Annotated in this window: 20 protein-coding genes and 1 pseudogene; 9 read left to right on the top strand and 12 right to left on the bottom strand. The window is 60.7% G+C overall.

Translation table 11 applies throughout. The features are described 5' to 3' along the window. Positions 1–144 precede the first annotated feature (144 nt). Entirely contained in the window at positions 145–1,122 is a 978-nt protein-coding gene (cysK, locus tag C7G61_RS16140) for a cysteine synthase A (RefSeq protein WP_108515846.1), read from the top strand. A 2-nt stretch (positions 1,123–1,124) separates the two neighbouring features. After that, positions 1,125–1,364, top strand: a complete 240-nt coding sequence (locus C7G61_RS16135) for a BrnA antitoxin family protein (protein ID WP_108515844.1) — start codon at positions 1,125–1,127, stop codon at positions 1,362–1,364. An 89-nt stretch (positions 1,365–1,453) separates the two neighbouring features. Here the strand turns inward: C7G61_RS16135 and C7G61_RS16130 are convergent, their stop codons facing one another. Next, positions 1,454–2,875, bottom strand: a complete 1,422-nt coding sequence (locus tag C7G61_RS16130; protein ID WP_108515841.1) for a caspase family protein — start codon at positions 2,873–2,875, stop codon at positions 1,454–1,456. Between the two features lie 175 nt (positions 2,876–3,050). Further along, positions 3,051–3,929: a DMT family transporter gene (locus C7G61_RS16125; protein WP_108515839.1), complete on the bottom strand. Its 879-nt coding sequence runs from the start codon at positions 3,927–3,929 to the stop codon at positions 3,051–3,053. 249 nt (positions 3,930–4,178) lie between these two features. Here C7G61_RS16125 and C7G61_RS16120 point away from each other — a divergent pair, with 249 nt between their 5' ends. Next, the gene (locus C7G61_RS16120; protein ID WP_108515837.1) at positions 4,179–4,577 is read left to right on the top strand and encodes a RidA family protein; all 399 of its coding nucleotides are present in this window, start codon (positions 4,179–4,181) and stop codon (positions 4,575–4,577) included. A gap of 111 nt (positions 4,578–4,688) precedes the next feature. Continuing rightward, positions 4,689–4,889 carry a hypothetical protein gene (locus C7G61_RS16115; protein WP_108515834.1) on the top strand — a complete coding sequence of 67 codons (201 nt, stop codon included), beginning with the start codon at positions 4,689–4,691 and terminating at the stop codon, positions 4,887–4,889. 133 nt (positions 4,890–5,022) lie between these two features. On the opposite strand, the gene C7G61_RS16110 is transcribed toward C7G61_RS16115, so the two are convergent. The 3 genes from C7G61_RS16110 to C7G61_RS16100 form a co-directional block, all read right to left on the bottom strand. Then, positions 5,023–5,577 (bottom strand): hypothetical protein, encoded by a 555-nt coding sequence (locus C7G61_RS16110; RefSeq protein WP_190241843.1) that lies wholly within the window; start codon positions 5,575–5,577, stop codon positions 5,023–5,025. After that, positions 5,522–5,875: a hypothetical protein gene (locus C7G61_RS16105; protein WP_108515832.1), complete on the bottom strand. Its 354-nt coding sequence runs from the start codon at positions 5,873–5,875 to the stop codon at positions 5,522–5,524. Before C7G61_RS16105 ends, C7G61_RS16110 begins: the two co-directional genes overlap by 56 nt. A 202-nt stretch (positions 5,876–6,077) precedes the next feature. Next, complete coding sequence (locus C7G61_RS16100; protein WP_108515829.1) at positions 6,078–6,677, bottom strand: formyltransferase family protein; 600 nt, start codon at positions 6,675–6,677, stop codon at positions 6,078–6,080. Positions 6,678–7,075: 398 nt separating this feature from the next. Between C7G61_RS16100 and C7G61_RS16095 the strand changes: the two genes are divergently transcribed. Beyond that, a complete protein-coding gene (locus tag C7G61_RS16095) occupies positions 7,076–7,480 on the top strand; it encodes a DUF5413 family protein (protein ID WP_108515827.1) in 405 nt (134 codons plus the stop codon). Here the strand turns inward: C7G61_RS16095 and C7G61_RS16090 are convergent. Next, positions 7,472–7,717, bottom strand: a complete 246-nt coding sequence (locus C7G61_RS16090) for a hypothetical protein (protein WP_108516310.1) — start codon at positions 7,715–7,717, stop codon at positions 7,472–7,474. The two genes, C7G61_RS16095 and C7G61_RS16090, sit on opposite strands and share 9 nt — an antisense overlap. A 222-nt stretch (positions 7,718–7,939) precedes the next feature. Here C7G61_RS16090 and C7G61_RS16085 point away from each other — a divergent pair, with 222 nt between their 5' ends. From C7G61_RS16085 to C7G61_RS16075, 3 genes are all read left to right on the top strand, one after another. Further along, a complete protein-coding gene (locus tag C7G61_RS16085) occupies positions 7,940–8,338 on the top strand; it encodes a hypothetical protein (RefSeq protein ID WP_108515825.1) in 399 nt (132 codons plus the stop codon). Positions 8,339–8,603: 265 nt separating this feature from the next. Beyond that, positions 8,604–10,601: a PAS domain S-box protein gene (locus tag C7G61_RS47820; protein ID WP_108515822.1), complete on the top strand. Its 1,998-nt coding sequence runs from the start codon at positions 8,604–8,606 to the stop codon at positions 10,599–10,601. Positions 10,602–10,612: 11 nt separating this feature from the next. Then, positions 10,613–11,092: a response regulator gene (locus tag C7G61_RS16075; RefSeq protein WP_108515820.1), complete on the top strand. Its 480-nt coding sequence runs from the start codon at positions 10,613–10,615 to the stop codon at positions 11,090–11,092. Between the two features lie 64 nt (positions 11,093–11,156). On the opposite strand, the gene C7G61_RS16070 is transcribed toward C7G61_RS16075, so the two are convergent. The 5 genes from C7G61_RS16070 to C7G61_RS16050 all read right to left on the bottom strand — a co-directional run bounded on the left by C7G61_RS16070 (position 11,157) and on the right by C7G61_RS16050 (position 15,845). After that, positions 11,157–11,564, bottom strand: coding sequence for a hypothetical protein (locus C7G61_RS16070; protein WP_108515817.1), 408 nt, complete (start codon positions 11,562–11,564; stop codon positions 11,157–11,159). 188 nt (positions 11,565–11,752) lie between these two features. Next, the gene (locus tag C7G61_RS16065; RefSeq protein WP_108515815.1) at positions 11,753–12,193 is read right to left on the bottom strand and encodes a hypothetical protein; all 441 of its coding nucleotides are present in this window, start codon (positions 12,191–12,193) and stop codon (positions 11,753–11,755) included. 920 nt (positions 12,194–13,113) lie between these two features. Beyond that, the gene (locus tag C7G61_RS16060) at positions 13,114–13,773 is read right to left on the bottom strand and encodes a haloacid dehalogenase-like hydrolase (protein ID WP_108515813.1); all 660 of its coding nucleotides are present in this window, start codon (positions 13,771–13,773) and stop codon (positions 13,114–13,116) included. Then, on the bottom strand, positions 13,757–14,203 hold the full coding sequence (locus tag C7G61_RS16055; protein ID WP_108515811.1) for a GtrA family protein: 447 nt from the start codon (positions 14,201–14,203) through the stop codon (positions 13,757–13,759). The genes C7G61_RS16060 and C7G61_RS16055 overlap by 17 nt, the downstream gene beginning before the upstream one ends. 586 nt (positions 14,204–14,789) lie before the next feature. Continuing rightward, the gene (locus tag C7G61_RS16050; protein ID WP_108515809.1) at positions 14,790–15,845 is read right to left on the bottom strand and encodes a glycosyltransferase 61 family protein; all 1,056 of its coding nucleotides are present in this window, start codon (positions 15,843–15,845) and stop codon (positions 14,790–14,792) included. Positions 15,846–18,154: 2,309 nt separating this feature from the next. Here C7G61_RS16050 and C7G61_RS16035 point away from each other — a divergent pair. Continuing rightward, a pseudogene (locus tag C7G61_RS16035) lies at positions 18,155–18,470 on the top strand (NAD-dependent epimerase/dehydratase family protein); the annotation flags it as partial. Between the two features lie 97 nt (positions 18,471–18,567). On the opposite strand, the gene C7G61_RS44670 reads toward C7G61_RS16035, so the two are convergent. Further along, the gene (locus C7G61_RS44670) at positions 18,568–18,717 is read right to left on the bottom strand and encodes an NAD-dependent epimerase/dehydratase family protein (RefSeq protein ID WP_108515804.1); all 150 of its coding nucleotides are present in this window, start codon (positions 18,715–18,717) and stop codon (positions 18,568–18,570) included. Positions 18,718–18,779 lie beyond the last annotated feature (62 nt).

Raw genomic sequence — 18,779 nt, 5'->3', positions numbered from 1 at the left:
TTTCGCGATATTTAGCGACGCTCTTGTTTTGCAATGCAGCGAACTCCTCGTGCCGGCAGTTCCGGCTTGCGCATCGGCGCGGCCGCCCCCTAAGTATGAGAGCCGCCAATTCCCCCGCGCATGATTTGTTACAGGAGTGTTGAGATGGATGCGTCGTCAGTAACGAGTGCAGTGCAACGTCCGGGGCGGGGCCGGGTTTTCAATTCCATCGTCGATGCGATCGGCGACACGCCGATTGTCCGCCTGCGCAAATTGCCGGAGGCGCATGGTGTTGGCGCAACCATCCTGGCCAAGCTCGAATATTTCAATCCCGCCGCGAGCGTGAAAGACCGCATTGGTGCGGCGATGGTGATCGCGATGGAGAAAGCTGGCGTGATCAACGCCGACACCGTGCTGATCGAGCCGACGTCAGGCAATACCGGTATCGCGCTCGCCTTCGTCGCGGCCTCGCGCGGCTACCGGCTGAAACTGGTGATGCCGGAGTCGATGTCGATCGAGCGGCGCAAGATGCTGGCCTTCCTCGGCGCCGAGATCATCCTGACGCCGGCGGCCCAGGGCATGAAGGGCTCGATCGCGACCGCGGAGGAACTGGTGCGAACCACGCCCAACGCCGTGATGCCGCAGCAGTTCAAGAACCTCGCCAACCCCGAAATTCATCGCCGCACCACGGCGGAAGAAATCTGGAACGATACCGGCGGCAATATCGATTTCTTCGTCGCCGGCGTCGGCACCGGCGGCACCATTACCGGCGTCGGACAGGTGCTCAAGCCGCGCAAGCCGTCGTTGCGGATCGTCGCCGTCGAGCCGGAGGAAAGCCCGGTGCTGGGCGGCGGACAGCATACGCCGCACAAGATTCAAGGCATCGGCGCCGGCTTCGTTCCGGACATTCTGGATCGCGCTGTTATCGACGAGATCGTTAGGGTCAACGGGCCGACCGCGATCGAGATGTCGCGCGCGCTGGCGCGCATGGAAGGCATTCCCGGCGGCATTTCCTCGGGCGCCGCGATCGCGGCGGCACTCGAGATCGGCAAGCGTCCCGAGAGCGCCGGCAAGACCATCCTCGCGATCGTGCCGTCATTCTCCGAGCGTTATTTGTCAACCGCACTGTTTGAAGGAATCTAGCGATGGCGGACCAGCCGCGGCGGCCGAGAACCCTGAACGACGCGCGCACCGAGGCCGAGGCGGCGTTCAAGCGCACCACCACCAAGGTGGCGGAAGCGCCGCCGAAGACGCCCACGCTTCCCGGCGTGAGGGAATTGGTCTCGCTGCGCATCGATCAGGATGTGCTGGAATACTTCCAGGAGGGCGGCCCCGGCTGGCAGGACCGCATCAACGAGGCATTGCGAAAGGCCGCGGGCAAATAGATCGCCGCGAGCATTTTAATTTTGCGAAGCGCAGAATGAAAAAGGCCCGGGATGAACCCGGGCCTTTTTGTAAATGGGTCGCTTGCGCCTTAGCGCAGCATGCCGCCCACGACGCCGCCGATGAAGCGCCCGGCGCCGGCGGGGTCAGGACCGGGCGCACTGTGCTGGCGCGGTTGCGGTTGAGCTTGCACTTGCGGTTGAGCTTGCGGTGGGCTGCTGGCACGGCGCTTGGCAGGACGCTCCTCGTCGGAACTCGCGGTCGGCGCGGCCGCGACGATCTCGGTCAGCAGCGCCTTGTGCTGCAGCTTGTTGAGGTAGCCGCTCTTGGGATAGCCGCGGGCGGCTTGCCAGCGCGCGATGACGCCGCGGGTGGCCGGATCGAACTGGCCAGTGGTCTTGGTGTCGAAGCCGAGCCCGGTGAGGCGGCGCTGCACGTCGCGGCGCTGGCCCTTGTCGAGGCCGATCTGGTCCTCGGTGGTCTGGTCCGCTTCCTCCTTGAAGGTCGCGGGATCGATGCCGGTGCTCAGGTTGCGGGTGGCATCGGGTTTGGGACCGGACTCAAGCGAAGCAATGCGCGACAAGGCCAGCGAGCGGAACTGACCGTTGGGATAGTTGGTCAGATAGGCGTTGAGTTCTTCCGGCTTGTTGGAATCCTTGATCGAGCGCCAGAACTCCAGTTCCACGTCCGACGCCTTTGAAGCGGACCCCGCCGGCGCTGCCGCCGCTACGGCGCCAGGCGCGGGCGCGCCGTTCAGGTAGACCGTACCGATCAGGTTGGTGTGACCCCAAGGTAATTGTCCCTTGTTGGTCTCCTCATTGACTTGGGCGCGGACCTTGGTCATCGCCTGCTGGATCTCGACACCGGGCTGGGTGAGGTTGGCGAGCAGGGCGCGCGTGAACGGGCTGTTGTTGCCTTCCTGGCCGTCGAGCGCGGTCTGGCCCGGGCCGGTCGCGAACGCGATCAGCGTGCCTTCACCGGATTTCATTTCGGCCAGACCCGTCTGCACGTTGACGCTGCGGGTCGCGGCGTTCGACTTGATCTTGGCTGCAAACGGGTTGTCGCGGCAGGCATCGAGGAACACCAGCTTGACCTTGGCGTCGCCCATGGTCTGCTCGAGGGTGAGGTCGATGTTGATCGCGGCGCCGAGCTTGACGTCCATTTCGGATTTGATGTCAGCGTCGATCGGCAACAGATAGTTGGTGCCGGAGATGGCAATGCCGTGACCGGCGTAGAAGAACAGCGCGACGTCGGCGCCTTGCGCCTTCTTGCCGAAGTCGAGCAGCCGCTCGGTCATCTTGTCGCGCGTGAGATTGGAGCCCTCGACGACTTCGAATCCGACATTGCGCAGTGTCGCGGCTATCGCTTTCGCATCGACCGACGGGTTCGGCAGCGGGGCGACGTTCTTGTAGGCGCCGTTACCGACGACGAAGGCAACACGCTTGTCGGCGCTGGCTGTGCCCGCCGTAAAAAGCATGCAGATGGCGGACAAAATGAGGGTTGGGTAGCGCATAGGAAATCCCCCTGCAGAATCGATAAAGGCTTTGGTTCTAACTCTAGACGGACAGTACCGAAAATCACCCGCTTCGCGCCACAAAAAAGCGGGCGAATAACCAAATCCGGGGCCATCCGTTACCGTTGTGCCACGCGCTGTCGCGTGATCTAGATCACAGCCCGGCAAATAAATTTCAGCTTTGGACGGATGCCTTAGTCGAAGGATTCGGTTTTAGGTTCAACAGATTGCCGGTGAGGATCAGCGCCGCGCCGAGAACGGTGAACAGGTCCAGCCGTTCCGAATAGATCAGCCAGCCGGCGGCGGCGCTCAGCGGAACCCGCAGAAAATCCATCGGGATCACCACGGTGGCATCCGCATGCAGCATCGCGCGCGCCATGCAGTAATGGGAGACTGTGCCGCAGAACGCGATCACCACGACCCAGCCCCAGATATGCGCTGGCGGCCACGTCCAGACGTAGAGCGCGGGAAGGAGACCTGCCGCCGATTGCACCACCAGCATCCAGAACAGGATCGCGAGCGTCTGTTCGGTCCGGGTCAGGGATTTCACCATCGCAACCGAAACGCCGAACCCGACCGCAGCCGCCAGCGCGACCAACTGGCCCGGATTGATCTCGCCGGCCGCTGGTCGAACGATCACGACGACGCCGACAATACCGAGCACGATCGCCGCGATCTTCCAGATTGTCATGCGCTCGCCGAGAAAAGTCGCGGCCAGGATCGCGGTCCAGATCGGCATGGTGAATTCGATCGCCACCACCTGGCCGATCGGGATCAGGGTGAGCGCAAAGAACCAGCCGAACTGCGCGCCGTAGTGAATGAGGTTGCGCGCAATATGCTGCGGCAGCCGCGCGGTCCGCATCGCGCCAAATCCGCCGCTCGCGTGGATCAGCGGGTACAGCATCAGGAAGCCGAGGATCGAGCGCATCTCCATGAGCTGGAACAGGTTGATCTCGCGCGCCGCCTCGCGTCCGGCGACCGCTACGATCACCGTCAGGCTGAGCCAGCCGGCCATCCACAGCGCGGCCAAGGTTTTGGATTGTGTGCGGTCCATTGGGCCAGCGAGAGATTGGGGCAGGCCGGTATCGGCGAGCGCGCCGTGATTTGCAACTCGCAAATGCGCGGGGGCAGCGATGCGCGGGATCGTAATTTCGCTGTGGGAGCGGTTGCCGGTTCAGTGCTAAGAGCGGCAAACTTTCAGCGTCATTCCGGGGCGATGCGAAGCATCGAACCCGGAATCTCGAGATTCCGGGTCTGGTCCTTCGGACCATCCCGGAATGACCAAGAAGGAAGGAAACTACGCATGCGTATCTTGCAACCGGCCGAATGGTCGAAACCCCGCGGCTTCTCGCACGGTGTCGAGGTGGACGGTCCCGGCAAATGGATCGTGCTGGCCGGCCAGACCGGCGGCGACGAGAAGGGCGATTATGCCCCTGACATGGCCGCTCAGGTCGGTACGGCGCTGAAGCGCATCGTCAAGCTGCTCGGAGAAGCCGACGCGAGACCGGAGCACATCGTACGCCTGACCTGGTATCTGACCAGCCGCAGCGAATACGAAGCCGCAGGTCCCGGCATCGGCGCAGCCTGGAAGGAAACGCTCGGCCGCAATTTCCCGCCATCGACGCTGCTCTACATCGACGGACTGGTCGACGTCAGGGCCAAGGTCGAAATCGAAGTCACCGCTTACGTACCCAAGCCCTAGAGCCCAAGGCCTAGTGCCAAAGCCTTAGTGGCCAAGGCGAAACCAGACATCACAAGGAGCGCGCTTTCCACGTCAGGCGCGCCGGAAAAGACAAAAGGATATCGTGAGCCAATGACCAGTCGATCGACTTCTGCAGACTTCGTGACCGCCTTCGCAACCGGCTGGCCCGAGCACCAGCCCGACATCATGGTGCTGTCGCTGACCACCCAGCGGGGCGTGCAGGATTTTGCGTTCAACAAGGAGCAGGCTTTGTTGATCGCCAAGACGATCAAGGAGACCGCGGCGAAGCTCGAGAAGCCAAAGACGAGTTAAGCCGCCGGTAGCCAGGCCCCGAAGCAGACATCGCCCGCGATAGCGGGCGATCCAGTATTCCAGAGACGGCGGTGAACCGAGAAGCCGCGGCGTACTGGATACCCGCTTTCGCGGGTATGACGACTGCGACTTGTTACTTCGACAACGAGATATTGGCGGCGCGGAACTGGCTGTCGGCCTTCATGGCGATCTGCTGCTTGTTGCCGGTGGTCTTCAGCGCGATGCTGGCGTTGAAGCCCGCTGCCTCGGCGATTACCTGGAAGCTGCCGCTGGCGCCACGGCCCTGGATGTTGCCGCCGACATTGCGGCTGGTCTCGCTCCAGGTGCCCCTGACTTCGCCGCCCGCTGCGACCACCGCCGCTTGCAGGTTGAACCGGTAGGCGTCGCTGGCGCAGGTGAGGACCATTTCCATGGTGGGGCCGTTCACCTTGTAGGTCGCTCGGCAGCGGATCCGCTCGCTCGAACCGTCATCCAGCGTCACGGTGCCGGGGCCGGACCAGGTGCCTGCCATGCCGGCGAACGCACTGGACTGGGCGTAGCTCATGGAGGCGGCGAAGGCCGTCAAAAAAAACGCGACGGCTGCGAATGTCAGCCGCCGCGCTTTGGCGAAAAATTCTGAAGTCTGGCTTGCCTTACTGACGGGACGCTTCCCATCGACCGCTGCACGCGACACCAGCTGAAGCCCCATTCCATTTCCCCGATCCGGAGTTGCCACTGAGTTGACCGTTCGCATATGCACCATTGATCGAGACTCGCACAAGTCCCCCGCTGCCGACGCTGCCGGAAACCGGACCGCCCGAAATCTTGCCGTCGGCGACGTTCACGGTCGACGTAGTCTGCGCATCGCAACTGCCCGTTTTTGTGACAACGGTAACTTGCCAAAGGCCGTCATAGGGCGACTGGGCGGAGGCTGGAGCTGCGGCCAGGGTCGCGGCGGCGGCAAGAAACGAGGCAAACAAAATGTCGCTGATGCGATTGGCGCGCATGGATCAATTCCTTGAGATGTGTGTGATGGCGTGCCTTATCTGGTCACAATGTGTCCAAACTTGGGTGCGACGCAATACTGTGGAAAGTTCCCGGGATTTCAAACACATCAAGGTGAATCTGGTTCCGGCAGGGGAACGAAAAAATCCGCCCTTTGGTGCCAAATTCGGCGCGAATGGGCGGCTTGAGGTATTTTCGTAAGGGTCAGTGCTTGCCGTCGGACAGGCTCGGCGCTTGGGTGGCGAATTCTTCCTCCTGCGGCGTGGCAGGGAGGTTGTGGTGGGTCCTGGCGTGAAAGATGACGTCAGCGAGCAGTTTCTGGCCCAGCGGGGCCAGCGCGCGCTCCCAGAGCTCGCGGGCGGTCTCTCCCTTTCTGACGAAGACCCACTCCTGCGCGGCGATGGCGCCGGCATCCATCCGGTCGGCGAGGTGGTAGACCGTGCCGCCCGTGATCGGATCGCCTTCCTTGATGGTCCATTCCACGGCGGCGATGCCGCGATGCCGGGGCAGGAGCGAAGGGTGATAGCCGATGCCGCCGAGTTTGGCGGTAGCCAGCGCTTCCCGGGTGACGCGGGCATGGCTATGGGCGGTCACGATCAGGTCGGTATTGGGTGCGATTTCCGATGCGACCACGCGTTTCGGATCGGCCTGCACGACGACCTCGATCCCGGCGGCCTGCGCGGCAGCGGCAAGCCGGTCCTCGCCATCGTGAACGACGACGAGGACGATATCGACCCCGTGTTGGCGCAGCGTATTGAATGTCGTCACGCCGAAATGGCGGGAACCGACCAGGGTGATCCGCATGTGTTCTGTCCGTCGTCGTTAATCAGGCCGGTATGCCGATAGCACACCATGGCGGCCTGTTTCGACGCCGGCCCCGGAGCGTTGGGGTTATCAACAGGGTGGCGCATAGCGTTTTCCAGCGAAGTGGAGGCCGGTTCGCGTCAAGAAAACGCGTCAAATCAAAAATCTAGCCTTTGACGGCGCAACTAGGGTAGGGCGCGGCCTCGCCGGGGACGATCGGCCAGAAGCGGATCGGCTGCGCCAGGCATAGGCCGGTTCTCGTCATCGTAGATTTCCCCCAATGCGCCTGCGACCATCGGGTGGAGCCTGGGCACCCGCCAGCGTGAGTGGCATCACAGCGGCAACGAACGACGCAGCGCTACGGTTCGGGCCAGGAATAGCAACCACGGACCATCAGCATGAAACGCTTTCTGATCTTCGCCGCGGTCGCGCCGCCGCTCGGCTTCATCGTCGCGTTCTGGGTGATGCTGCAGATTGCCAATTGGCTTGCGGGCAGCCCGACCACGTTCGATGTCGCCCAGATCATGATGCTGCCGACGATATATCTGGTCGGGTTGATCCCGGCGCTATCGGCCGCGTGGTTCGATCATGCGCTGGCAAGGCGCAACGTCTCGTACCGCATCGCGCTCACGGCGCTGTTCGGCTACACGATCAGCTACCTGCCGTTTGCAGCGGCGTTCTGGATCGGATTCGGCCACGGTCCGTATGTCCTGCTGCTCGGCCTCATCGGCGCGGTGCCGTCAGCGCTGTGTTCATGGCTGGCGGCCGAACGGCAGGCGCCTGACCTTGTTCCGTCACCATGAAAGGATTCGCAGCGCTGGCCGTGAGTAGGCCGGGATCGGTTGCTGGACCGGCTCGGACTGTTGTTCGGCCGCCATCTGCAGCCGCGCCCGCAGGTCGGCGCTATACTGCTTCATCTGGTTGCGCAACTCGCGCCGGCTGAAGCTGGTGAGGGAGGGATCGCCAAGCTGCCGCCAGGCAGCGCGCAGCCACTGCTGCAGGGCGTGGATATCGGAATCGAGGACCTCAGGCTGGTTCATTGCCGCCGAAATCTCAAAACGTGACCGCGCCATGATTAGGTCTGATTCTTTCGCCGACGCCTACTCCGTAGCCGGACGGACGGCAGAAAAAGCCGACGCGCTGGAAGCAGAGGATCTGGAGCCAAGGATCTTGGAGCCAAGGATCCTGAAGCCAAGGATCTGGAGCCGAGGGAACGCGCGCCCCATATGATGGTTGCATGAGTGCCTCCTGGAGCGATCTCGATGTCCCGCAATCCGGCGCTTGTTGTTTTCGTGGCGCTCGCCCTGATCGCCCCCGCCAGGGCATTCGCACAATTGACGCCGCCAGCCGGCTCGGCCGGCGCCGGCAACTCGTCGATATCAGGTGTACCGTTCGGCCCGGCCAATCCCAGGGCGCTCTCCGATCCCAGCGGCATCGGCAACGCCGCGAATATCCCGCCGCTCAGGCCCAACCCTCCACCGCCGCCCGTATCCTACGGATCGGTCGATCAGCCGGCGCGTGCACGCCTGGTGACGCCGCCCTATGCGGGCGCTTCGCAGCGGATCATCAGCCCGCGTCAGGCTCGCCAGCAAAAGCCGCCGGTTCGGCGGCGGACGCGACCGGAGGTGAGCAGTTTCACGGGGATCTGCCGGGGTTGCTAGAGCACGATCCGGAAAAGTAGCCCCCGGTTTTCCCTCGCGACAAACGCGGAGCGTTTGCCCGGAGATCATGCTCTATCGCTCGAATTGCGATCCATTCCGCAAGCAGCGACCACGCAAGCGGACGTTTCGATGCCCGGCCTTCGCGGGGAACGATTTTCTCTTGCTGGACTTAAGAGCTTGGCGGTCATGCGTGCTGATCCTGCATGTGCTGAAGCCGAGTATCGTGTGATGCAAGATTTGCCCTCACGGGGCAGGAATAGCGGGAATGAGCATCCAGCAACGGACGGCCAAGACTCTTTCCCCGCCGGGCCAGTCCGCCACTCCGGACGTCGCTCGGGCGCTTCGCGAAGGAAGGCTGCGCGCGCGCGAAGAGAGGCTGGCTGTCAAAGCCGAACAAGCGCTGGCGGGCCGCAGCGAAGAGCAGGCGGCCCTGTTCCACTTCTCCGAAAAGCTCCAATACGCCACGTCACTTCCAGATGTTTACGACGCCGGTCTGGACGCCATCCTCGCGGCACTCGCCTGCGAGCGCGCCTCCATTCTGCTATTTGACGACAGCGACGCGATGCATTTCGTCGGATGGCGGGGCCTGTCGGACGGCTACCGGATGGCCGTCGAAGGCCATTCGCCATGGGACAGGGGCGAAGCAAATCCGCGTCCGGTCACCTTCGAGGATATCGGCGTTTCAGCGCTTTCGGATCGGCTCAAGGAAACGATCGCGCGAGAACATATCGCGGCGGTCGCTTTTATTCCGATCATGATCGGCGGCCGGCTCGCCGGAAAGTTCATGGCCTATTACGACAGGCCGCATCACTTCGTCGAACCGGAGATCGACGTCGCGTTGACGCTGGCGCGGCAACTGGGCTTCGGTATCGCGAGATTGAGGACGGAACAGGCGCGGTGCGCCGCCGAAGAGCGTGCGAGGCAGCTCGTGTCCATCGTGGAATTCTCCGACGATGCGATCATCAGCAAGGACCTGGACGGGATCATCCGGAGCTGGAATCCAGGCGCCGAGCGGCTGTTCGGCTATACTGCCGGCGAGGCGATCGGCAAGCCCGTGACCATTCTTTTCCCGCCAGGACACGAGGATGAGGAGCTCGGGATACTCGCGCGCATCGGGCGCGGCGAACGCATCCACCATTATGAAACCGTTCGCCGGCGCAAGGACGGCAGCCTTTTGGACATTTCGCTGACCGTCTCGCCCGTGTGCGACGGCACGGGGAGCATCGTCGGCGCATCGAAGATCGCCCGCGACATCACCGATCGCAAGGACGCCGAACGCAAGCTCAGGGAGAGCGAGCAGCGTCTGACCGAATTGCTCGCGGCTATACCGGCCGCGATCTACACGACCGACGCGCAGGGGAAAATTACCTATTTCAACCAGGCGGCGGTTGATTTCTCCGGCCGGACGCCGACGCTCGGCAGCGACGAATGGTGCGTCACCTGGAAGCTGTTCATGCCGGATGGCACGCCGCTCCCGCACGATGAGTGCCCAATGGCGGTTACGCTCAGGGAAGGGCGCGCCGTGCGTGGCACTGAAGCGGTCGCCGAGCGGCCGGACGGAACGCGGGTGCCCTTCATTCCGTTCCCGACGCCGCTGCGGGATGCTTTCGGCAGGATCACCGGCGCCATCAACATGCTGGTGGATATCAGCGAGCGGCGGCAGGCGGAAACCCAGCAGCGGCTTCTGCTCGATGAACTCAATCATCGCACCAAGAACAACATGCAGGTGCTGCAGTCGCTGCTGTTCTGCGCGGCAAGGACCGCGCACAGCGAGGAGGCGCGGAAAGTCCTGAACGAAGCCAGCGCGCGGATCGCGGCGATGGCGGCGGCGCAGCGTGTGCTGTACGGCCGCAGCGATGCAAGCCATTTCGCAGCGGAAGAATTCCTGCCGGAGGTATGCGAAACCATCCGGCAATTGCTGCCGCCGGATGCGCGAATTGAATGCGGCATTGCGCGCGGCGTGCTTTCCAACGACGTGGCGATGCCGCTCGCACTGATTTTGAACGAGCTGCTGACAAACGCCGTGAAGCACGGCGTCAAGGATCATGCGAGGCAGGGCGTCCGGGTCAGCTTGACCGGCGAGGGCGGGCGGCTGGCGCTCTGCGTCGAGGATGACGGGGAGGGGTTCGACCTCGAGGAGGTACGCAAGACCTCGTCCGGACTGCAACTCGCGCTCGGCCTCGCGCGCCAGCTGCACGGAACGCTCAACGTCACGAAAAATCCCTCGCGGGCATGCCTCGATTTCCCCGCTGCAAAAATCTAGAGCGGTGATCAATGACGCCTCAGCAGCGCGCAGGGCATTTTGCGTTGCCGTCCAAGCCGGACCGGAACCCGCCGCCTGCCGAAGAGGCTCGGCGGATAGAAGACAAGCAGGGCCCGCTACGCGTTCTCGTCGTCGAGGACGATTTTCTGATCGCCATGCAAACCGAAGTCGCGCTGACGGCAGCCGGCTTTGAGGTTGTCGGGCCGGCCATGACCGCCGAGGAAGCCGTCGCGCTGGCCGGCGAGGCACAACCGACGCTCGCCGTGATGGACATTCGTCTCGCCAGCACCCGCGACGGCATCGACGCCGCACGGCAACTCTATCAGGACTTCGCCATTCGCTGCATCTTTGCGACCGCGCATGACGATGCGCACACGCGCGGACGCGCCGAGCCCTATGCCCCGCTCGGATGGCTGCCGAAGCCGTACACCATGGCTTCGCTCGTCGCGGTGGTTGCCGAAGCTGTCGCGGAGCTACGCCGCCGACCGTAGCGCTCCGGCAAGCGCGCTTGCAGGTGCTTTCCCGTTGCCGATCCGCTTCAGTCGACCGGAAGGCTCAGTCATCGTAGTATCGGCCCCGCGGCGGGCGCTGGTAGTACCCGTCGCCGTAATACCGTTGACGCCCCTGCTGATATTGCGGCGGTACCATCCCGTTCGGGTAACATTGGCCATCCCTGACATCGAGGTCGGCGCCATGGCCACAAGGAACGGGGTAGCGGCCGCCGCGATAGTAACGCGGATATTGCCTTGCGGCCTGGTCTTGCGGCGGCAGATAGCCGTTCGGATAGCAGAGGCCATCGCGCGCGCTCAGGTCCCAGCCATGGCCGCATGGCGGCGGACGGGCGGGCACACCGTATTGCACGGCTTGAGGCAAGACAGGTGCATCCAGGACGGGTGCAACAGCGCTTCCAGGCGTCATGCTCAACTGAACGGCCAGTGCCGCGGCGGCAATGCTGACGATCATGGGTCCTTCTCCGATCAAACCAGAAGCTGCCGGCGTTTCCACGACGTGCTGGCCGGTCGCTGCATTGCGTTGATACAAAACGCGCGCTGAATATCCGGTGAACGCATTTCAAGTATCGGAAGTCAAATCCCTGCACGGCCGCCACGGGACAGCCGCTGTACGGCGAACAGCTGTTCAGCGTCGCCGCGCTAGCGCATTTCGTAGTAGCCGTTTCGTCGATAGTGATAGCCCGGGCGGCCTTCCTGATACTGCCGTGGCACCGTGCCCGTCGGGTAGCAGAGCCCATCGCGAATATCGCTGTCTGCGCCGTGACCGCATGGTACCGGGCGCCGGCCGCCGCCGTACTCCAGGGGATAATACCGGCCCGATTGAAACCGCGGCGGCACCGTCCCGTTCGGGTAGCACTTGCCGTCCCGCTCATCGAGATCGTAACCGTGGCCGCACGGCGGCGGACGGCCGTGACGGCGGTACCGGATTTCATGGGTCAAGAATTCATGGGCCAAGGTATCCTGGGCCAAGAATTCATGGGTCAAGATTTCCTGGACCAAGGAGGGCGTGCTTTCGTTCGGCGAATGGGCTGGTACTCCCAATTGTAGCGCGAGGGCTATGCCGGCAATGCTGGCGAACATCTTTCGGTCCCTCCGGTGAACACTCAATCTCCCTGCGGCCGATCTTCGCTCCGGAAATGGCCAGGGGAAAGTGCGTTTCCATATCGATGCTGCGTGTGCGCTCGGGAAGGCCCGGCCTACCGAAATTATGACGGTCCTTCCGGAGCGACGTTCCTGCGGCAGTCGGTAGGCGATAAAGGAGACCATCACGCAATGGCGGCTGAACGGGCAATCGCCGCGCATTCAGCGGAGCTGAGCTTGGCCAGCCCGAGGCGTGAAAACAAAAGGCCGCCCGGAGGCGGCCTTTAAGGCTGATGTCGGTAGAGGATCAGGCTTGTTGAAGATCAGCCTAGTTGAGGATCAGGCTTGGCGAGGCGCGACCGCCCCGCTTTCGTCCGCCCCCGTCGCTCAGGTCGTCCGCGCGGGAATATCCAGCGATGTCAGGCCAACGTTTCTTCATCCCGACGGCAATCTTTTGGACCAGTCGGTTTCCACACTGAAGAAACGGCGTGAACGACGCCCGACGTTCCGCTCTCAATCGTGCGCGGTGGCGTCGAAGATATCTTTTGGATCGCGTATGCATGAGGCATCGCTCCAAGCTCGATAGTCATTAACAAAAAGGCGCCGACCGGAAAGCGGCCTGAGGATGTTCGGGCAGAAAAAGGCGACGCCTGTTTAATCTGTTCAATTTAATAGTTGAATGTGGCAATAATGTCACCATTCGGAACCAAGGTCAATCGATTTAATCACGGTTAAATTGCGCAACCGCCGAGGAGCGCTTTTCTACTTTTCCCGACTCTTTCTTTCCGAATACGATTTGGATGCGACGTCGCTGGACCCGAGCTGGACATCAACGAGTTGAGACATCTGGCTCAACGATATTCCGCGCCAAGGATAGCCGAACTGACCAACCGCACCGTGGGCGGGCTCGCGTTCGAGGCTTACAAAACGGCGCCCACCTTGGTGTGTGCGGATAGTTCCAGCACAGGTCGCTCTAATTTCCGGGCCGCCTCTGCGACCGATTCCCGTACATTCACGAGCACTATTCCGGATGCCTGCTTCCAGATTGCCAAGTCGGCGGCACTGTCTCCCGCGTAAATGAAACCCCCGGGGAACGCTTCTTCCAGGACCTGTGCTTTTGCGGCACCCTTGTAGTTTCTTTCGCCGTCAGACGCGAATACACGATCAATAAATCCGAGCTTGGATGCTACCGTTGTGGCGATCGCAACGTCGGCGGCTGTTGCAATGACGACCGTTCGGCCTGCATTCTTCTCACGAATTGCCAGGTCCACCACCTCCTTGTGAAATTGTACGCTTGCCCATTCGACGTGATATCGCGCAGCGAGTTGACTTTTCAGGAAGGCGCGACCGCGTATCAACCATCCGGCACAGCTTATCGCAATTAGCGGATTGCGGCGAATATTAGCGATAAAGCTCTTGAAGAGCATGTCACCTGCAATCAGCGTTCCATCCATATCCAGAACTAACGGCATTGAGATGGGAAGACCCAGCAGCAAATCGGGCGCACTTCGCATGCAATTCTCACAGTAGGTTAGCTGTATCAGCTCGATTGATGAAATATGCTCAAGGGCGCTTCGCATCTGCAGTGTTCCCGCGAAACACCACAAAATGCGACATGGAAAAGTTCACACCGAAGGCAGCAACGATGGAGACGAGTTTTGATGTCAACACGCTGGCATAGTGGGAGAGTACCACGAGGGTGGTTGTTGCCACGATCACGCCTAAAATGCCTGAGGCCGCAAAGCGTAAATAATGGCGCCAGCTAAATGCTCCCCCGGTTTCGCGACCGAACGTTATCTTCGTGTTCATTGCGTAAGAACCGGTGACTGCTACTGCCCAGGCCAGAACGTTGGACATGATCAGTGGCAGCTGCAGCAGCTTGTAGGCGACAGTGAATACGGTGGCGTCCACGGCGACATTCAACACGCCGATCGAGGCAAAGCTCATCAGCTTTGCAAGCACGCTGCCTCTACGCCACGCGTCGATAATTTGGATCAGAATAAGTTCCATGGCCGAGGAGTTTATCGACCTGGCCTGGCAAAGTCCGCGCTATTGTTCCGACATGCTAAACAAAAAAACCGCCAGAAGGCGGTCTTTCCAGTCTCGAACTGTTCTCTGATCACGCGGAGAGTGCCGTGACCTTGCCCTTAGAACAATGCCGTCAAGCGGAGTATGATCGCTTGGGGGCATTGCCGGTGTGGGTTCGGACATCAGGAAATTGTCCGGTGTCCAGTCACTAGACGATCTCATCGCAACAAAAGTCGTTTGTTAAGCTTGATGTCCGCGCTGCGGGTTAATTCAGGAATTAACGATCGAGGCGCTCGATAGCGGGGTACCGAGTCTTCAGCGTTGTGAAGCGCTAACTGCGGTGACTGCGATGAACATTAGTGTAGCAAGGATTCCAAGGCCGATAAGCATGGCGGATACTCCTATGTGCTTATGCAGAATATTTACGTTTCCGAGACAAATATGCGTGCGCAAAGAACATGCGTTCGATGAAAACATTGGGCACCATGCTGCATAAGGGATGGGCGGGTATATGTATGCGCAGATGTGCACCTGGGAGCCAAAAAGACTTCCGGCAGGAAGTCTCACTTTACGCTTTATCCTTGAAGAACAAGTCCATGGTTTTCAGAATGTCGTTGAGCGGGAAATAAGTGGAGTTCTCCCTCTGGTCGCCGACGACGAAGCCAAATCTTACGCCGATGTTTTCACTCCAGTCCCGCTGCGTCGCAGTAAACCGGCCCGGAGGCTGAAGAAGAAGGAGGGCGCTTCCTGGCGGAAGCGAATAAGCGCCGTGGTATGTTTGGCTTCCCTCAACTGAAACTACTATTTTGGCTGAGACGAGGTGGGACAAAATTCGATCAAGGCTATCCGTCTTAATGTCCAGAACTGTAAATCCCCTGCGGGAAAGCTCGTCAATGATCTCTTGTTCGTTTGCGACCGGTCGCGACGCGCCGGTGTTGCCGCGCTTCAGGTATATTAGATAGTTGCCGGCGGCAGGCTCAAATTGCGTCAGTATCTTGCGCCGCAGCTCAAGTTGACGATGCCTCTTGAGCGATGTTTGTGCGAAGTCTTGAAAAAGAATCAAGTGTTCAATGTGAGCCCGGTCTGTCGCGGTCCAATCCTGTCCGAATATCCCTGCGTATAGTGGCCTATGTTCAAAGGACGAATTCGGCGAACAGCAAACCGGCTTGCTGTATCGTTCCGCAAGCATGTAAGCGAGAACATCATCGGCAAGCCAATGACCGAAATAGGTGCTTCCGGCTGCAGAACTGGAGATAGCTCCGGTATCAAGGTGGACAATCTTCCTGCTTAGCGCAGCGTTCTTTTTCCCGATCACGTGCCTCATGCGCCCTGCATAGATGCTGCCATCCAACAATACGGCGTCTTTGATGTGGTAGGCGATCGTCGGCGCGCTTCTGACGGTTCTACGCAAGACGTGATCTATTTCGGCGTCTAGATGAGACTCGGCCGGTGTTCCAAGAATTTTTTCAATTTGGCCATCCAGGAAAACGGACGGGTTAAGTTCCGAATCTTCACTCGTACAAAGAACCTCTTGCTCAAATGCGATCTCGGCGGGACTCGCCGGACCTCCAAAAAAGCGGCGCACATTCCTTAGCAACGGGGCCGCATGAAGCGGGATCAGCAATTCCGTCTCCGCAATGACACTAAAGTTGCACGCAATAATTCATCAGCAATCCGCAATTAAGACTCTCTCGACCAACTCAACTAACGCCTTTGCTGCAATCAATAGCTTCCGGGCAATTCGGCCGCGGATCAACCCAGCCAACAGAGCCGGGCTGCGTGCACATTTAAAATGTGCGCAGATATCGTACCAGCTTCAGTCCGGGAGTCTATCCAGCGGCACCACGGCACAGTGCCAGCAGCGGGGAGGGGGATCTCGATCAGGCGATCCTACGCATTAGACCCGGATGGCTCTGAACCCTTGCGGCGTGCTGGAAAGCAGCCTCAACAGCGGCTTGTGGGCTGACGACAGGCGGGACGCGAGGCTTCGGTCCCGCGGTCTCAGTTTGGCATGATGTTCGCATCCCCTGTCGCATCCTGCCTTGGAGCTCACATGGGCGAAGTTGTGCGATTTATCTCAAAGTCTGATCTCGACCGGGCTCGTTTAATTCGGGAGGCCCGCGCGATATACGAGCGCATATTCCCGCCGACTGAGCCCGTCAGGGAGCCGCGGGATGACCCCAAGGAATGAGCTTTGCAACGCGATGATGATGGGCCGCAGCGCAGCCGCACGATGATGTGGAGGGCGACGGATGGAAAAACTTCCGCGTACGGATCCCCGCCTGGATGGCCTTGAATCAGGCCACTATTGGGATAGTGAATGTTCGAGGCCAGAAACAGCAGATTTGTGCCATTGGTGTCCTGAAACGACAGCTTCGCATAGCGAATTGAGGCCGGTTCACGCTGGCGGGCCCGCATCGCAGCTTCCTGATGGGGCACCCCAAAAGATCCGATGGGACACCCAATAGAGCAGGTACGAGGTAACCTGCCATTTGCTATCAAGTGGATGTGCCGAACTCAGTTTGTTTCTCGGCACTGACGCATAATCCCTACTTGCGGCCTCAGCCCCCAAGCCAGCTGGGGCCGTATTTTGGTTGGCGGCGTCTTACAGTCTACAGCGACCCGAGCACCTGCCCAATGGCGCTGGCCAGCTTTGCCGCGAGGAAGCAGGGCTCACTGGCATCCGATGCAAGCTTGAGAAATCGTTAATCTCAGGCTGCTACGAATTTCCCAATCGCGGAAACCCGCCCAAGCCCCCGCGAGAGTGCGAAACCCGCCGATCTCAACCCGGCGGGTTTCTGCATGACGCGCAATTCTGCCAAGAATCACACCCAGCTTGAATAGGCCATTCCGGTGGGTGAACCGCAGTGGTAAGGCCCGGCGTATGTCGTCCGGCAACGTCGTGCGTCGGGCCGCCTTGACTTTCGAGGGCTGCCAACCGTGGCGGCGTTACCCCATCTGCTTGGCTTCGATGTGAATAATATATAGCGGGCGTCTGGCTTCGTCGGTCACCTCCAAGGTCCATTCCTGACCGGGCCTAAGATTGCCGTCTATGGCTTTGAAAATCTCGCCAGCGCGCGCTGCACGGGAGGTTCGCCGCGCGGAGCTCGTCGCGGCCATGTTCAGGGGAAGAGCGCGGGGCTTCGGTCCCTCGCTCACAAGCTGGCCAAAAGAGAACGGCCCCAGTGCCTCGGGGACGGTTCGCTGGGGCCGTGTTAGCAAATGTCCGGTGTCCTCCAGACGCCCATATAATTCCGGAACGTTACCACTTGTTCCCGAACTACAGGTAGGTGCCTTTGATCCTGATTGCCCCGATGGGGCCAAATTCCGATTCCTAGGTAACAAAGCGAACCGACGTTTGCTCTATTCTGATCTAAGATGTTCGCGTTTCATCACGTTCGGAATGTTTGCGAATCGCCCGGCCCGAAGCCGGGCTTTCGTTTGAGAAAAGAAACGGCCCCAGCAGGGGGCTTAAGGCTGGGGCCGTCATTCCAATGCGCCAGGCGGCAAAGCCGGCGCGTACCTAAAACGCACTCCGGCTCCTCTCGTTCCAGTTTTTCCCGAAACTCGATGTAGAGTCTGGTACCGGACAGACGGCTGGAGGGCGGGGAATTTTAAATGGCCTCATAGGGAGGCAGCGCCATGGGAAAACGGGGACGCATCAAAAACGAGAAGACGTTTGAAGAGCGACTGGCGGAAGAGGCCCGACGCTTTAACGAGGCAGCAGACAAGCTCCCTCACGGCCCGGCCCGGGAACTACTTCTACGGCGGGCTCGCCAGGCTGAGACGGCCGCTCACATCAATGAGTGGCTGAGATCGCCCGGACTGCAACCTCCTACCTCATTGGGAAACTTGCTGCCGGATCAGGAGAAGTAAGGCCGCCTCAGTCGGCGGCCTCTTTCGTGCGAGCCCGGGACGGCCTCGCAGACTCGCCCATGCGCTGGCGCCGATCGACTTCGATATTATCGCAACAACACCGCGAATTCCCGAAGCCTGTTCGAGATCGCAATCAGGAGTGGGGTGCGACGTTTCATCCTCTCGTCGACGGCTGCAGTGTACGGGAATCCGCCGGCAAATCCTGTCACGGAAGAGACCCCCTGTTGCGCCTATATCACCTTACGGCTCATCCAAATTCATGGCCGAAACAATGCTGCGTGATGCTGCACGCGCTCATGGCCTACGTTACGTCATCTTGAGGTATTTCAACGTAGCAGGCGCCGATCCCGCTCTGCGCACTGGACAGGCAACGCGACTCCAGCACGGCGACAGAACCCGCAAAATGAATGATCTCCGAAATCCCATACTTCGCGATCAGGTGCGCAACTCGTCGCTGATCCCCGATGTCCTCAACGAAAACCGAAACTCCAGATGGGTGTTGCCCATTCGAAGCCCGACGAAAAATCATCGATCACGACGGGCAGTTCGCCGCGATCAGCGAGTTCGTACACCATGTGGCTGCCAATGTATCCGGCACCTCCGGTGATAAGGATCGCCATTGCTATCGCCTTAGGGAGACCTGATTTGAACTTCGGAACAAAGTTCCCTTCAGGCGCGTTAT

It is taken from the genome of Bradyrhizobium algeriense (genome assembly GCF_003062295.1).
Lineage (GTDB): Bacteria > Pseudomonadota > Alphaproteobacteria > Rhizobiales > Xanthobacteraceae > Bradyrhizobium > Bradyrhizobium algeriense.
Note: the sequence above shows the minus strand (reverse complement) of the source record. Positions and strands in the feature narration are given on the sequence as shown.